The sequence below is a fragment of the Helcococcus kunzii ATCC 51366 genome, from assembly GCF_000245755.1.
In the GTDB taxonomy this organism is placed as follows: domain Bacteria; phylum Bacillota; class Clostridia; order Tissierellales; family Peptoniphilaceae; genus Helcococcus; species Helcococcus kunzii.
Window position 1 is genome coordinate 132,401 of sequence record NZ_JH601088.1, and the last position, 14,577, is coordinate 146,977.

Annotated in this window: 14 protein-coding genes; all 14 read left to right on the forward strand. The window is 31.1% G+C overall.

Translation table 11 applies throughout. The features are described from left to right. The first annotated feature begins 50 nt into the window (after nt 1–50). The 14 genes from pstC (at nt 51) to deoC (ending at nt 14,577) form a co-directional block, all read left to right on the forward strand. Complete coding sequence (gene pstC / locus HMPREF9709_RS00565; protein ID WP_005396938.1) at nt 51–929, forward strand: phosphate ABC transporter permease subunit PstC; 879 nt, start codon at nt 51–53, stop codon at nt 927–929. Further along, nucleotides 929–1,759, forward strand: coding sequence for a phosphate ABC transporter permease PstA (pstA, locus tag HMPREF9709_RS00570; protein WP_005396939.1), 831 nt, complete (start codon nt 929–931; stop codon nt 1,757–1,759). The genes pstC and pstA overlap by 1 nt, the downstream gene beginning before the upstream one ends. After that, nucleotides 1,752–2,507: a phosphate ABC transporter ATP-binding protein PstB gene (pstB, locus tag HMPREF9709_RS00575; RefSeq protein WP_005396940.1), complete on the forward strand. Its 756-nt coding sequence runs from the start codon at nt 1,752–1,754 to the stop codon at nt 2,505–2,507. The genes pstA and pstB overlap by 8 nt, the downstream gene beginning before the upstream one ends. An 11-nt stretch (nt 2,508–2,518) precedes the next feature. Beyond that, nucleotides 2,519–3,166, forward strand: a complete 648-nt coding sequence (phoU, locus tag HMPREF9709_RS00580; protein ID WP_005396941.1) for a phosphate signaling complex protein PhoU — start codon at nt 2,519–2,521, stop codon at nt 3,164–3,166. A gap of 14 nt (nt 3,167–3,180) precedes the next feature. Beyond that, a complete protein-coding gene (locus HMPREF9709_RS00585; protein ID WP_005396942.1) occupies nt 3,181–3,858 on the forward strand; it encodes a response regulator transcription factor in 678 nt (225 codons plus the stop codon). A 1-nt stretch (nt 3,859) separates the two neighbouring features. Beyond that, a complete protein-coding gene (locus tag HMPREF9709_RS00590; RefSeq protein ID WP_005396943.1) occupies nt 3,860–4,909 on the forward strand; it encodes a sensor histidine kinase in 1,050 nt (349 codons plus the stop codon). A 59-nt stretch (nt 4,910–4,968) separates the two neighbouring features. Next, the gene (locus HMPREF9709_RS00595; protein WP_005396944.1) at nt 4,969–5,598 is read left to right on the forward strand and encodes a redox-sensing transcriptional repressor Rex; all 630 of its coding nucleotides are present in this window, start codon (nt 4,969–4,971) and stop codon (nt 5,596–5,598) included. 420 nt (nt 5,599–6,018) lie between these two features. Next, nucleotides 6,019–7,956, forward strand: coding sequence for a ribosomal protection-like ABC-F family protein (gene abc-f / locus HMPREF9709_RS00600; protein WP_005396945.1), 1,938 nt, complete (start codon nt 6,019–6,021; stop codon nt 7,954–7,956). 9 nt (nt 7,957–7,965) lie between these two features. Next, nucleotides 7,966–8,985 carry a BMP family ABC transporter substrate-binding protein gene (locus HMPREF9709_RS00605; protein WP_005396946.1) on the forward strand — a complete coding sequence of 340 codons (1,020 nt, stop codon included), beginning with the start codon at nt 7,966–7,968 and terminating at the stop codon, nt 8,983–8,985. A gap of 194 nt (nt 8,986–9,179) precedes the next feature. Then, complete coding sequence (locus HMPREF9709_RS00610) at nt 9,180–10,337, forward strand: BMP family ABC transporter substrate-binding protein (RefSeq protein ID WP_005396947.1); 1,158 nt, start codon at nt 9,180–9,182, stop codon at nt 10,335–10,337. Nucleotides 10,338–10,394: 57 nt separating this feature from the next. Further along, on the forward strand, nt 10,395–11,924 hold the full coding sequence (locus HMPREF9709_RS00615; protein WP_005396948.1) for an ABC transporter ATP-binding protein: 1,530 nt from the start codon (nt 10,395–10,397) through the stop codon (nt 11,922–11,924). Continuing rightward, complete coding sequence (locus HMPREF9709_RS00620; protein ID WP_005396950.1) at nt 11,911–13,047, forward strand: ABC transporter permease; 1,137 nt, start codon at nt 11,911–11,913, stop codon at nt 13,045–13,047. The genes HMPREF9709_RS00615 and HMPREF9709_RS00620 overlap by 14 nt, the downstream gene beginning before the upstream one ends. Further along, nucleotides 13,040–13,912, forward strand: a complete 873-nt coding sequence (locus HMPREF9709_RS00625) for an ABC transporter permease (RefSeq protein ID WP_005396951.1) — start codon at nt 13,040–13,042, stop codon at nt 13,910–13,912. Before HMPREF9709_RS00620 ends, HMPREF9709_RS00625 begins: the two co-directional genes overlap by 8 nt. After that, nucleotides 13,912–14,577 carry a deoxyribose-phosphate aldolase gene (gene deoC, locus HMPREF9709_RS00630; RefSeq protein WP_005396953.1) on the forward strand — a complete coding sequence of 222 codons (666 nt, stop codon included), beginning with the start codon at nt 13,912–13,914 and terminating at the stop codon, nt 14,575–14,577. The genes HMPREF9709_RS00625 and deoC overlap by 1 nt, the downstream gene beginning before the upstream one ends.

Genomic DNA, 14,577 nt, shown 5'->3' on the forward strand with positions numbered 1-14,577 from the left:
TTAATATTTAGAGTATTATATATGTAGCAATACATGTATTAGGAGGGGAAATGAATTCAAAGGCTAGTGGTAAAACTTTTGGTGAAGAATTTGCCAGAGTAGTGTTTATCATAGCTACAGCCGCATCAATCGTGGCACTAGGGTTTATCATTTATTTCTTGTTCTCAACTGCATGGCCAGTTATTAGAGATCATGGATTTTCAAATTTCTTATTTGGAACTGAATGGCGCCCAACATTTAAAGTACCTAAATACGGAATATTACCATTTATCGTCGGGAGTATCTATGCTACTCTCGGCGCTATTATTTTGGGGGTTCCAATAGGGCTTTTCGTAGCTGTGTATATGGCATTTTATGCACCTAAAAAAATTTATAAAGTATTAAAAGCAGGTATAAACTTAATGGCTGGTATTCCATCAGTTGTTTATGGTTTATTTGCTTTAACAATTATAGTACCAAAGTTAAGGGAGTTATTTGGTGGTACGGGACTTTCATTACTTGCTGCAATTCTTTTATTAGCGGTAATGATTTTACCAACAATTATTTCATTATCTGAATCAGCTTTGAGGGCAGTTCCAAAGGCTAACTATCAAGGTGCTATCGGGCTTGGAGCAAGTAAAGAAAGGGCAATTTGGAATGTAGTATTGCCTGCAGCAAAATCTGGGGTATTATCCTCAATCATTTTAGGTATCGGTAGAGCTATTGGTGAAACAATGGCGGTAACAATGGTTGCTGGTGGTCAAGCTGTTATGCCTAAAAGTTTAGTAAAAGGTATGAGAACAATGACTATGAACGTTGTACTTGAAATGAAATATGCTGGAGCTGAACATGAAAATGCATTGATAGCGACAGGTGCGGTATTATTTGTATTTATTCTATTAATAAACTTAGCATTTAATATGTTGAAAAATAGAAAGGTTGGTGAATAATGAATAAAAGACAAAAATCATTTTCATCAATAATGAAAGCAATAATGTATGTGTTTGTAGTATTTACTTTTGCACTTTTATTATGGATAATCGGAAGCGTGGTATTACAAGGGATTCCTAAGTTAACAAAGGAAATGTTCTCACTTGTATTTACTACAGAAAACTTATCTATGCTTCCTTCTATAATTAATACATTAACAGTTATAGTGATTACTTTAGCTATATCAATTCCAATAGGGTTGTTTACTGCTATATATTTGGTAGAGTATGCACCAAGGGGAAGTAAATTTGTAAAAGTGGTGAGAATGGCAACTGAAACTTTACAAGGTATTCCATCAATAGTATTTGGGCTATTTGGGTATATATTCTTTGTAAGAGTAGTCGGTTTGGGTTATTCAATTCTTGCTGGTACATTTACACTTACAATAATGGTTTTACCTTTGATAATTAGAGCTACTGAAGAAGCGCTAATTGCTGTAGATGACAAGTTGAGACAAGCAAGCTATGGATTAGGTGCGAGAAAATTAAGAACGGTATTTAATGTTGTATTGCCACCTGCAATGAACGGTATAATTTCCGGGATAATTCTTGCAATAGGAAGAATTTTTGGTGAAACTGCAGCATTACAATTTACAGCTGGTACTTTTGAACAAATTGCAAAACCAACACAACAAGGTTCAACATTGGCTGTATTTATGTATAACTTAACAGCAGAAGGTAGACATACAAAAGAAGCATATGCATCAGCATTTGTGTTATTGTTATTTGTAATTTTGATTAACTGGTTAGCATCTAGACTGGGATCAAGAATCGGGGGAATTAATGAGTAAAAATATTATTGAAATTAAAAATTTTGATGTCTTTTATGGAGATTTCCAAGCTATAAAGGATGTTTCAATGAATATTGAAGAAAATAAAGTTACTGCATTTATTGGACCATCTGGATGTGGTAAATCAACACTTTTGAAATCTATTAATAGAATGAATGATTTAGTTGAATCATTCCATAAAAAAGGACAAATTCTATTAAATGGTAAAGATATTTATGATGGTTATGACGAATATAAATTAAGAAGAGAAATCGGGATGGTGTTTCAACAACCAAACCCATTCCCAAAATCAATTTATGATAATGTGGCATTTGGACCAAGAACACATGGTATTAAAGATAAAAAGAAATTAGACGAAATTGTTGAAACTTCACTAAAACAAGCGGCAATATGGGATGAAGTTAAGGATAAATTACATAAGTCTGCAACAGCTGTTTCTGGGGGACAACAACAAAGAATTTGTATCGCTAGAGCGGTTGCGGTTAAACCAAAAGTAATTTTACTTGATGAACCTACATCTGCCCTTGACCCAATTGCAACAAATAAGATTGAGGACTTGATTTTTGACCTTAAAGAGAATTATACTATAGCTATAGTAACACATAATATGCAACAGGCAACAAGAGTTTCAGATTATACAGCATTCTTTTATTTAGGTGAATTAATCGAATTTAACAATACAGACGAATTATTTGCTAATCCTCGTGAAGAACAGACAGAAAACTATATATCTGGTAGATTTGGTTAATGGAGGAGAATATGTTAAGAGTAAATTATGATAATCAATTAAATTTATTGCATGAAGAAATCACTACTATGGGTAAGATGGTTACTGATGCGATAAACAAATCAATGGACGCTTTAGTTAATAAAAACTCGGAACTTGCAGAAGAAGTAATTGCTGGCGATAAATATGTTAACTCTAAAGAAAATGATATCGAAAGTTTAGCACTTAAACTTTTATTACAAGAGCAACCAGTAGCTTCAGATTTTAGATTTGTAACTTCTACTTTAAGAATGATTACAGATTTGGAAAGAATAGGTGATCAAGCTGCAGATATATCATTCTTAAATGTTAAAATGTCACATAGAACATATCAAAAAAGTGATTTAGGTTCACTAATTGAAATGGGTGTGATGGCAGAAGAGATGGTAGAAACTGTGGTAAAAGCTTATGTTGATGGAGATGCTGATTTAGCTGCATCTGTTATTGAAATGGATGATAAAATCGATGAATATTTCAATAGAGTTAGAAAAGAAGTTATTTCAGATGTGAAAAGTGATAAATTCACAACAAAAAACAGTTTAGATATTTTAATGATTGCAAAATATCTTGAAAGAATAGGAGATCATGCAGAAAATCTTGCAGAAAAAATCTACTATTCAATAACAGGAGAATATAAGTAAAGTAAGAGGCAAATATGCACAATATTATAGTCGTAGAAGATGATACAAATATAAGGGATTTATTGGTTTATGCGTTAAATAATAATGGTTTTAGGGCGGTTGGATTGCCCGGTGCTAAAGACCTTTACGCCCAAATTGATAAGATTAGACCTTCACTTTTAATCCTTGATCTTATGCTTGAGGGTGAAAGTGGATATGATATATTGAAAAAAGTAAGAGCAAATAGTGTATATCAAGATTTACCTGTAATCATACTTACTGCGAAAGATAATGAATATGATAAAGTTAAAGGCTTAGATATGGGGGCTGATGATTATATCACTAAACCATTCGGAGTACTTGAAACGATATCAAGAATAAAGGCTATTTTAAGGAGATTTCCTCAAAAAATTGAAACTGAAGACATATATGAAATACAAGGTATATTTTTAGATTATAAAAAAAGAGAAGTATATGTCGATGATGAAAAAATTGACCTGACATATAAAGAATTTGAGCTATTATATTTCTTTATTGTAAATAAGGGAATGGTCTTCAGTAGAGAAAAAATAATGAATGAAGTTTGGGGATTTGATTATAAAGGTGAGTCTAGAACAGTTGATGTGCATATAAGGACACTAAGACAAAAACTTGATAAATATGGTGATTTAATTAAGACCGTAAGAAATGTCGGTTATAAATTAGGAGAATAGTATGAGAAAAAGACTGTATTGGATATTATTTACTTCATTTACAGCCTTTTTTTTATTTATATCAGCATTAGTGGTTGGTTTTTATGGTTTCAAACCTGAGTTTACAACAGAAAAACTAGTTACCTACCTAATAGTAGTAATAGTTGTCATTGCTTTTATATCTTATGTGATAGCATTTAAATTGCTAAAAAGGATGATTGAGCCATTCAATCAGTTTTCAAATTATTTGGCGAAAAATATATTAAATTATCCTGATCCAAAAAAAGATATAACAGAAAGTGATGAAATTGTAGAACTTCTAAAAAAATATGGCTACAATTTTGATGAAATAGAAAAAGGTATACAATTGTTAAAGGAAAATTCAAAAGCTAGAAGGGAATTTTCCGCGAATGTATCACATGAATTAAAGAGTCCGTTAACAAGTATAAATGGATATGCTGAAATGATAGCTTCAGGCATGAGTCATGGAGAAGACACCCAAGAATTTGCCAGAAGGATATATATTGAAGGTAATCGATTATTGAAATTAATTGATGAGACTATAGAACTTTCTAAATTAGATAGTAATCATATAACTAATGAAACTTTTGAAACTTTCGATATTGGTAAAATTATAAAAGATAATATTGAATCTCTTTCATTTTTAGCTGAAGAAAAGGACATGAAGATTGATTATTTCTATGAACCAGTGGAATATTATGGAAATCCTAAATTAATTTACGATTTAGTTGCGAATCTTATATCAAATGCGATAAAATATTCGAGTGATAAAAAACCGAGACTTGATATTTTTGTTGATGATACATTGGAAAATGTTGTTTTAACTTTCAAAGATAATGGTATAGGTATATCAAGGAAAGATCAAGAAAGAATTTTTGAAAGATTTTATGTTGCAGAAAAATCAAGAGGAAAGAAGTCCGGAACTGGACTAGGTTTATCACTTGTAAAAAATATTGTTCAATTTCATAAAGGTTCAATTGATTTAGAAAGTGATTTAGGTAAAGGGTCAACATTTAAGATAAAATTATCTAAGACGATAAATATTGATTGACAAAAAAATGATAATTAATATATAATCAGATTATGTAGGTAACCATAAGGGGGAGAATAATGCAAAAAAACAAAATATCCTCTGCCGTAGTAAGAAGATTACCAAAATATTTTAGATTTCTAACAAATTTAGAGAATGAAGGTGTTGAAAAAATATCTTCTAAACAGTTAAGTGAAATAACTGGATTTACTGCCTCTCAAATAAGACAAGATCTAAACCATTTTGGTGGGTTTGGGCAACAAGGATACGGATACAGAGTAACAGAATTAAAAAATTCAATAGCAGACATTATTGGATTAAATAAAGAGTATAATGTAGTAATTGTAGGTTTTGGTCGTATAGGTAGAGCAATATATCAATATAAAGGGTTTGATACTAAAAAATTCAATGTAATTGGTGTATTTGACTTAGAAGAAGGCACATACGATGAAGGCAAGATAGAAATTAAATCCATAGATAAGTTAGAAAGCTTTTTAGAAAAAAATGATGTAGATATAGTCGTACTAGGTGTGCCAAAAAATGAAGCACAAAAAATATGCGACATGATATCTGGCAAAAACGTAAAAGGTATTTGGAACTTTGCGCCAACAAATGTAGAAGTTGAAGGCGATGTAGCTATAGAAAATATTCACCTTAGTGAATCACTTTATAGTTTAATTTTCTATATGTCAAATCCAGAACACTATTAAAACCGAGATACTAGGTGATTTCATTAGATTGGGATTACCTAGTTTTTTTTGTTTCATCAATTTCAGTCGGGGTTCTAATGGTTATGAGTGGATTTCCATGGTCTCAAAATACCCCTAGGGGGTATAAAACGGACCATGAAATGAATGTTAAACATTCCAAAGGCAAGCATTATAAAATGCAAGATTTCGAAAATAAATATTTCAAATGAAACTTTCTAAAAAATCCATTCCAAATACAAATAACTTCCATCAAGTATCCCATATTCAAATACTCCAACTCAAAAATCCCAATCAAACACCCGATACGCACTTCCCTCAATAAAATTAAAAGCTATGTTACAATATTTATCATAGAATAAAATATAGGATTCTATACCTTTATTTATATAAGACATGATATAATAAACACTGAGGTAAATTATGGCAGAGATAACAGTTAGTAAACTTTCTAAATCTTTTGGAATAGATGAAATATTTTCAGATGTGAGTTTTCATTTAAATGAGACTGATAAAGTGGGCATTGTGGGACCTAATGGTGCCGGTAAGACCACACTATTTAACATTCTCACTGGTGTTGATAAAGAATATGATGGTAATGTTTATATAAAGAATAATTTAAAATTGGGATATATGCTTCAAAATACAAGTCTTCAGTCTGATAAAACTATATATGAAGAGATGCTTGAAGAGTTTAATTATATTTATGAAATAGAAGAAGAGTTACGAGTTTTAGAAGAAGCATTACATGATCATGAAGATTTAGAGAGATTAGAAAGAAATACAATTAGATATACTGAGCTTATAGAAAAGTACACAGATTTAGGTGGGGAATATTTTGAGTCTAAGATAGAGTCTCTACTATTGGGGATGAGATTTCCAAAAGAGAGATTTCACGATAAGGTGAATACTTTAAGTGGCGGTGAGAAGTCCAGATTGGAGCTTGCCAAGCTTTTAATTTCTGATGCGGACATTCTTCTATTGGATGAGCCGACAAATCATTTAGATATGGAAACTATTGAATTTGTGGAAAATTTGATTAAAGAGAGAAAAAAGCTGGTGGTGTTTATTTCTCATGATAGGTATTTTTTAGATAAGGTTGCGAATAGGATATTTTTACTAGAAAATGGTAGAATGCGTACCTATGATACAAATTACACGGATTTCATTAATAGGCGTAAAAAAGAGATTGAAGTTGAGCAGAGAGCTTATGAAAATCAGCAAAAAGAGATAGAACGCCAGGAAGAAATTATTGAACGTTTTGCTAATCTGGGCGGTTCTTTAAGAAAAAGAGGAATAGCTCAATCGAGATCAAGACAGAAGCTTCTAGACAAGATGAAAAAGCTTGAGAAGCCAGAATTTTTTGATGAAAAGATGTCACTTAAATTTACACCTGCTAGAACGAGTGGACAAGATGTGCTTAGGGTAAACAATGTAACAAAATCCTTTGATCAGAAAACTCTATATAAAGATATTTCATTTGAAATATATAGAGGAGAAAAAGTTGGTTTAATCGGTGGGAATGGTACTGGTAAGACTACACTATTTAAGATGATATTAAACAAGATGAGACCTGATGAAGGTGATGTTGAATTAGGTGAGTCTGTCTTTCCTGAATACTTTGATCAGGAACAAAAAACACTTGATTTAGATAAGACAATTATAGATGAGGTTTGGGATAAATACCCTTATCTAACGCATTATGAATTAAGATCTTATCTTGCGCGATTTATGTATATCGGAGATGATATATTTAAGATAGTGGGTGATTTGAGTGGTGGAGAGAAATCTCGTATTACATTGCTTGAATTGATGCTTTCTGATGCTAATTTCTTATTGATGGATGAGCCGACAAACCATTTAGACATTGATTCAAAAGAAGTGTTAGAGGATGCGTTGAATGGTTATAAAGCGACAGCATTTATCATTTCTCATGATAGATATTTTTTGAATAAGGTTTGTGATAAATTAATTGAAATTAAAGATAAGGGAATTACCATCTATAATGGAAATTATGATTATTACCTTACTAAACAAGAGAAATATATTGAAAGTCAAAATGAAGTTTCAGAAAATAAAACTCAAAAGAGAAAAGATGCACGAAAAGAGAGAGAAGAGCAAAAGCAAGTAAGGCAATTTAAAAATAAAGCAAAAAATATTGAGAAAAGAGTTTCTGAGATTGATGCCGAAGTAAATGCATTAAATATTGAGTTTACAAAGCCTGAAATTTTTGAAGATTTTGATAAGACTAGAGAGATTAGTGCGAAAATAGAAAGTTTAAATAATGAGAAAGAAGAGATAAGTTTGGAATGGATGGAAATCTTAGAAAAACTTGATGAAATGGGATATTTAGAAGAATAAGGGGAGTTAATGAAGACGAAATTATTAAAAATATTATCTGTAGGGATTATTTGTTTATTTTCTATTGTAATGGTTTCTTGCCAAGGTAAAAAAGATGAAAATAATAAGCTAGCATTTATCTCCTTTAATGAAGAAAATAAGAAAAATACAAGGACAGAGCTTGTTTATAACGGATTGACTTCATATGAAAATATTAATTTTACATATGATAATGTAAATACTAGTCAAGAATATATTAATAAATTGCAGAAATTAACAAAAGATAAATATAATTTGATTGTTTCTAATGGTTTTTTAACAAATAATGAAACTGCAACAGTTGCTGAACAAAATAAGGATAGCAATTTTGTTGTGATTGATTCTGTGATTGATCCAGTTTTGGATAATGTGACATCAATACTATTTAATACACATGAATCTTCTTTTCTAGCGGGATATCTAGCTGGACTTAAAACTGAAACTAATAAGATCGGATATATAGGCTTTGAAAGAGGGCTAATAAGCGATAGATATGAATTCGGCTTTAAGGCGGGAGTATTGACTGCTGCTAAGGAAAAAGATGTAGAGATTTCAATTTTCACAAAATTAATTGATAGCTTTGATAGTTATGATGATGGCAAGCTAATTGCAAATGAGATATATGAAAAAGGTGCTGACATTATATTTCAAACCGTTGGTGTAACAGGTTTGGGTGTGATTGACAGTGCTAAAAGTCACAATAAATTTGTAATAGGCTATGATTTAGATCAATCCTATTTAGCTCCAGATAATATGCTTACATCAGTGATAAAAAAATACGATACTGTGGGAAGTATGGTTATAAAAAAATATAATGAGGGCTCATTGGAATTTGGGAAAAAATTATATTTTGGATTAAAGGAAGATGCGACTGGATTAACAACTTTTGATAAAGAAAAATCATTATATAGCGAAGATATAAATAAAAAGGTGATGGAAATGTCAGAAAAAATAAAATCTGGCAAGGTAAAAGTTCCATATAATGAAAAAGTTTACACAGATTTTAAATAAACAATACAAAAATTTAACATTAGTAAAATTTTAGAAAAAAATTTAAACTTTGATAATTCAACATTTTAGCCCTATTGCTTGATTTTTAGCAAAATTTAGAGCATTATTTACTTGAAAAATTTTCAAAAAAATAATATAGTATTATTATACAATAAGTATAATTACAATTTCATAATCAAATATCGGAGGGATATATGAAAAACACAAAAAAATTAGTTGCGTTATTATTATCACTAGTGATGATGTTTTCATTAGTAGCATGTAATACCTCAACAGATACAAAAGATGAATCAGATAAGGAGTCAGCTGGAGAATCTACAAAAGAATCAACTGAAGAATCAAAAGGTGATTCAGAAGAAACAACAGGAGAAAAAGCTGGGGAAGCAAAAGACTTTACTGGTAAACTTGTTGGTATGGTAACTGATACAGGTGGGGTTGATGACCAATCATTTAACCAATCATCTTGGAAAGGTTTACAAGAATTAAAAAAAGATACTAAAGCAGAAGTTACTTACGTACAATCAAAACAAGATTCAGATTATATACCAAATATTAATCAATTGTTAGATAAAAACGCAGATTTATCTTGGGGGATTGGTTTCCTATTAGGAGATGCTGTAAAGACAGCTTCTCAACAAGCTCCAGATAAACAATTTGCTATTATTGATATGGCATATGATAAACCAGAAACTTTACCAAATGTTACTGGTGTAGTATTTAAGGCTCAAGAACCTTCATATTTAGTAGGTTATTTAGCAGCACACCAAACAAAAACAAATAAAGTAGGATTTATTGGTGGTAAAGAAGGAGTTGTAATTAGTCAATTTGATTACGGATTTAGAGCAGGTGTTGAAGATGCTGCTAAAGAATTAGGTAAAAAAGTTGAAGTAATTGTACAATACGCAAACTCATTTAATGATCAAGCTATAGGTAAATCAATTGCAACTAAGATGTTTGCAAATGGAGCTGACATTGTATTCCATGCAGCTGGTGGTGTAGGTATCGGTGTTATAGAAGCTGCGAGAGAAGCTAAAAAATTTGCAATTGGCGTTGATCAAGATCAATCATATTTAGCTCCTGAAAATGTGTTAACATCAGCAATGAAGAGAGTAGATAAAGCAATCTACGACTTATCATCTAGAATTTTATCTGGTGAAAAAGTTGGTGGTACAACAGTAGTTTATGCATCTGAAGGTGGTTTCGTTGGTATACCAGAATGGACAGAAAAATCATTATATCCAAAAGACGTATATGATAAAGTAATGGTTAAACAACAAGAAATTGTTGATGGTAAATTAGTACCTCCATTTAATGCAGAAACATTCAAAGAATACCAATCAAAACAACAATAAGATAAAAAAATTAGCAGGGGTTAATCCCCTGCTTTTTAAAATATTGAAGGAGAAGAAATGGCAAATGAAATTTATGCTGTTGAGATGACAGATATAGTTAAAACATTTGGTGCATTTACTGCTCTAGATAATGTAAAACTTAATGTAAAAAAAGCTTCCATTCATGCTATTTTAGGTGAAAATGGTGCAGGTAAATCTACATTGATGAATATTCTGTACGGTTTATATCAAGCAGACTCAGGAACTATCAAATTAAATGGTCAAGAAGTTGATATTAAAGATCCTGGTACTGCTATAAAGCATGGTATTGGTATGGTGCATCAGCATTTTATGTTGGTACATAATTTTACTGTAGTGGATAACATTCTTTTGGGTAGTGAAGTTACAAATAATGGATTTTTAGACTATAAAAACGGTAAAAAGAAAGTACAAGATTTAATTGATAGATATGGATTGAATGTTAATCTTGATGCTAAAGTTGAAAATATTTCAGTTGGTATGCAACAAAGAGTGGAGATATTAAAGGCTTTATATAGAAATGCTGAAATTTTAATATTCGATGAACCTACAGCTGTATTAACACCTCAAGAAATTGATGAACTTATCGCAATTATGAACAATCTTACAAAATCAGGTAAGACAATTATTATCATTACACATAAACTTGATGAAATAAAAAAATCAGCAAGTGAGTGTACAATCATCAGAAGAGGAGAATACATTAATACTGTTGATGTTACAAATGTTACAAAAGAAGATTTGGCAACAATGATGGTCGGTCATTCAGTAAATTTAGTTGTTGAAAAAGATAAAGCTAGTCCTACAGATGTAGTTTTTGAAATTAAAGATTTAGTTGTTGAAGATGATCGTGGCATTGATGTTGTAAATGGTTTAAATTTATCCATAAGAAAAGGAGAGATTTACGGTATTGCTGGGATTGATGGAAATGGCCAAAAAGAATTAATTGAGGCAATTACCAATCTGACAAAGACAAAATCAGGAAGTATTCGCATTAATGGTATTGAAATACAAAATACTTCACCAAAAAATACGATTCAAAATGGCGTTTCAACTATTCATGAAGATAGATTAAAGAGAGGTTTAGTGCCTGACTTTACAGTTTCAGAAAATTCTGTGGTAGAGAGATTTGCTCAAAAACCTTATTCTAAAAATGGTGTATTAAACTTTGGAGAAATAAAAAAATATACTGATAAATTAATTAAGGATTATGATGTTAGACCAGCAGATTGCAATTCTATGTTAGCAAGATCACTATCTGGTGGTAATCAACAAAAACTTATTATTGCAAGAGAAGTTTCATCTAATCCAGATTTATTAGTCGCTGTACAGCCTACTAGAGGTTTAGACGTAGGAGCGATAGAATATGTTCATAAATCATTGATAAAAGAAAGAGATGATGGAAAAGCAATTTTATTATTATCATTTGAATTAGATGAAGTTATGAATGTTTCAGATAAAATTGGAGTAATTTATAAAGGTGTAATTCAAGAGGAATTTTTACAAGGTGAGAAAACAGAACAAGAAATTGGACTATTGATGGCTGGAGGTAGAAATGAAAGAAAATAAATTAAAAAAACTATTTTCTAATCAATTATTTGCTACAACAATAGCTCTAATATTAGGATTTATAGTTTCAGGATTTGTACTATTAGCTATAGGAAAAAATCCAATTTCAGTATATATTGGCATGTTTTCAGGAGTATTTGGAAATCCAAGAAATATTGCTGAAACAATAATCAAAGCAACTCCAATTATCATAACTGGTGCATCTATTGCTTTTGCATTTAAGACAGGATTATTTAATATAGGTGCAGAAGGACAATATATTGTTGGGTTTGTTGCAGCTGGTATTGTTGGTATTTTAGTGGATTTACCTTCAATTATCCAAATACCTTTACTGCTTATTGTGGGTATGGTAGCAGGGATGCTATTTGGTGGTTTATCAGGACTTTTAAAGGCGAAATTCGGTGTGCACGAAGTTATTTCTGGGATTATGTTAAACTGGATAGCATTTTATTTACAAATGTATGTATCATTGAGTTCACCATTGTTTATAAAAGAAACTTCAGGAACTGCACCGATCAATGTTTCGGGACAAATAAAATTATTTGCAGCACAAAAAGCTGCAGGTGATTATTCTGAATTAGTAAAAGTCCCAGTTATTGGACCAATATTAGGACGTACAGACATTAACTATGGGATATTTGTTGCATTGATAGTAATATTTGTTTTACATTTTATCATTAAAAAGACAACTTTAGGTTATCAGTTAAGAGCGGTAGGTTTCAATAAACACGCTGCTGAATTTGCTGGTATCAATGTAAATAAAAATATTATTAGATCAATGGCGATAGCTGGTGCAGTTGCTGGATTAGCAGGAGCTGTAAATATTATGGCTATTTCACCACATAAGATTAACTCAATAGCTATGTTTGAAAATTACGGATTTGATGGGCTTTCAGTAGCTTTAATGGCGGGATCTTCAATACCTGGTGTAGTGTTATCATCATTACTATTCTCTATATTGAAAATTGGTGGAAATGTAATGCAATTAAACACAGGAGCACCTTCAGAATTAATTTCTGTATTAATAGGTATAATAATCTTCTTTATAGCGTTGGCAAATATTTTACCAGTTTTAGCGGATAAAATAGCAAGTAGAAAAGTGAAGGAGAAGAAGAATGAATAATATAACAACAATCATTGCAATTACAATCATGTATTCTACTGCTTTAATTTTTGGTGGTTTAGGTGGCATGATTTCAGAAAGATCTGGTGTTGTAAACATCGGAATAGAAGGAATGATGTCAATCGGAGCGTTCACCGGTGCAGCAGTTGGCTATGCAACAGCAAATCCATGGATTGGATTTTTAGCTGGTGGTTTAGCAGGTGCTTTATTTGGTCTTTTGCATGCAATAGCATCTGTAACTTTTAGAGCAAATCAAACTGTTTCCGGTGTTGCTATTAATATGTTAGGATCTGGTTCGGCACTATTCTTATCCAAAATAATTTTTGGTAAAGCGGATACTCCAATTTTAGAAAAGAAATTACCAGTGATTTTTAAAATCCCTTCAACTGCAATTATTGCACTTTTGCTGATGATATTTTTATGGGTTTTCATCTATAAGACAAAATGGGGATTGAGATTAAGAGCGGTAGGAGAGCACCCAGCAGCTGCAGATACATTAGGTATTAATGTTTATCGTACTAGATATTTAGCTGTTATAACTTCTGGATTTTTATCTGGATTAGGTGGAGCATCCGTTACAATGTCTCTTGTATCAAACTATTCACCAACAGCCATTGCGGGACAAGGATTTATCGCTTTGGCAGCTGTAATCTTTGGTAAATGGACACCTCATGGAACATTCGGTGCAGCAATATTATTTGGTTTTGCACAAGCATTAACAGTAATTTTAGGTGGTAAATCTGTTATACCTTCTGAATTTATCTCAATGATTCCATATGTATTAACATTAGTAGTATTAGTATTTTTAGGTAAATCAGAAGCGCCAAAAGCAGACGGTGTACCATATGTAAAAGGAGCTAGATAATGAATATTAAAGAAATTTTAAGTAAAGCAGATCATACTCAACTTAAACAAACAGCTACTTGGGATGATATAAAAAAATTAATCGATGAAGCTGTAGAGTATAAGACAGCATCAGTATGCATTCCTGCTTCATATATAAAAAAATCAAAAGAATATATCGGTGATAAATTAGTTTTATGTACTGTTATTGGTTTTCCAAATGGGTATTCAACAACAAAAACTAAAGTTTTTGAAACAAAAGATGCAATCGAAAATGGTGCGACAGAAATTGATATGGTTATAAATATCAATGAACTAAAAAATGGCAATTATGAATATGTTTTAAATGAAATTAAAGAAATTAAAGAAGCGTGTGGAGATTTAATCTTAAAAGTAATTATCGAAACAGCTCTATTAACTGAAGAAGAAAAAATAAAAATGTGTGAGATAGTTTCTAAATCAGGAGCAGACTACATCAAGACTTCTACAGGTTTTTCTACAGGTGGAGCAACATTTGAGGATGTTGAATTATTTAATAAACATGTAGAAGATCACGTTAAGATAAAAGCTGCGGGTGGGATTTCCACTTTAGAAGATGCACAAAAATTTATTGAACTTGGTGCAGACAGATTAGGTACAAGTAGATTAGTTAAATTAGCTAGAAATGAGCAAGCTGAAGGATATTAA

Coding starts and splice junctions, on each gene's coding strand:
- deoC (WP_005396953.1), top strand. CDS start 13,912: ATGAATATTAAAGAAATTTTAAGTAAAGCAGATCATACTCAACTTAAA.
- HMPREF9709_RS00625 (WP_005396951.1), top strand. CDS start 13,040: ATGAATAATATAACAACAATCATTGCAATTACAATCATGTATTCTACT.
- HMPREF9709_RS00620 (WP_005396950.1), top strand. CDS start 11,911: ATGAAAGAAAATAAATTAAAAAAACTATTTTCTAATCAATTATTTGCT.
- HMPREF9709_RS00615 (WP_005396948.1), top strand. CDS start 10,395: ATGGCAAATGAAATTTATGCTGTTGAGATGACAGATATAGTTAAAACA.
- phoU (WP_005396941.1), top strand. CDS start 2,519: ATGTTAAGAGTAAATTATGATAATCAATTAAATTTATTGCATGAAGAA.
- HMPREF9709_RS00605 (WP_005396946.1), top strand. CDS start 7,966: ATGAAGACGAAATTATTAAAAATATTATCTGTAGGGATTATTTGTTTA.
- abc-f (WP_005396945.1), top strand. CDS start 6,019: ATGGCAGAGATAACAGTTAGTAAACTTTCTAAATCTTTTGGAATAGAT.
- pstB (WP_005396940.1), top strand. CDS start 1,752: ATGAGTAAAAATATTATTGAAATTAAAAATTTTGATGTCTTTTATGGA.
- HMPREF9709_RS00585 (WP_005396942.1), top strand. CDS start 3,181: ATGCACAATATTATAGTCGTAGAAGATGATACAAATATAAGGGATTTA.
- pstC (WP_005396938.1), top strand. CDS start 51: ATGAATTCAAAGGCTAGTGGTAAAACTTTTGGTGAAGAATTTGCCAGA.
- pstA (WP_005396939.1), top strand. CDS start 929: ATGAATAAAAGACAAAAATCATTTTCATCAATAATGAAAGCAATAATG.
- HMPREF9709_RS00595 (WP_005396944.1), top strand. CDS start 4,969: ATGCAAAAAAACAAAATATCCTCTGCCGTAGTAAGAAGATTACCAAAA.
- HMPREF9709_RS00610 (WP_005396947.1), top strand. CDS start 9,180: ATGAAAAACACAAAAAAATTAGTTGCGTTATTATTATCACTAGTGATG.
- HMPREF9709_RS00590 (WP_005396943.1), top strand. CDS start 3,860: ATGAGAAAAAGACTGTATTGGATATTATTTACTTCATTTACAGCCTTT.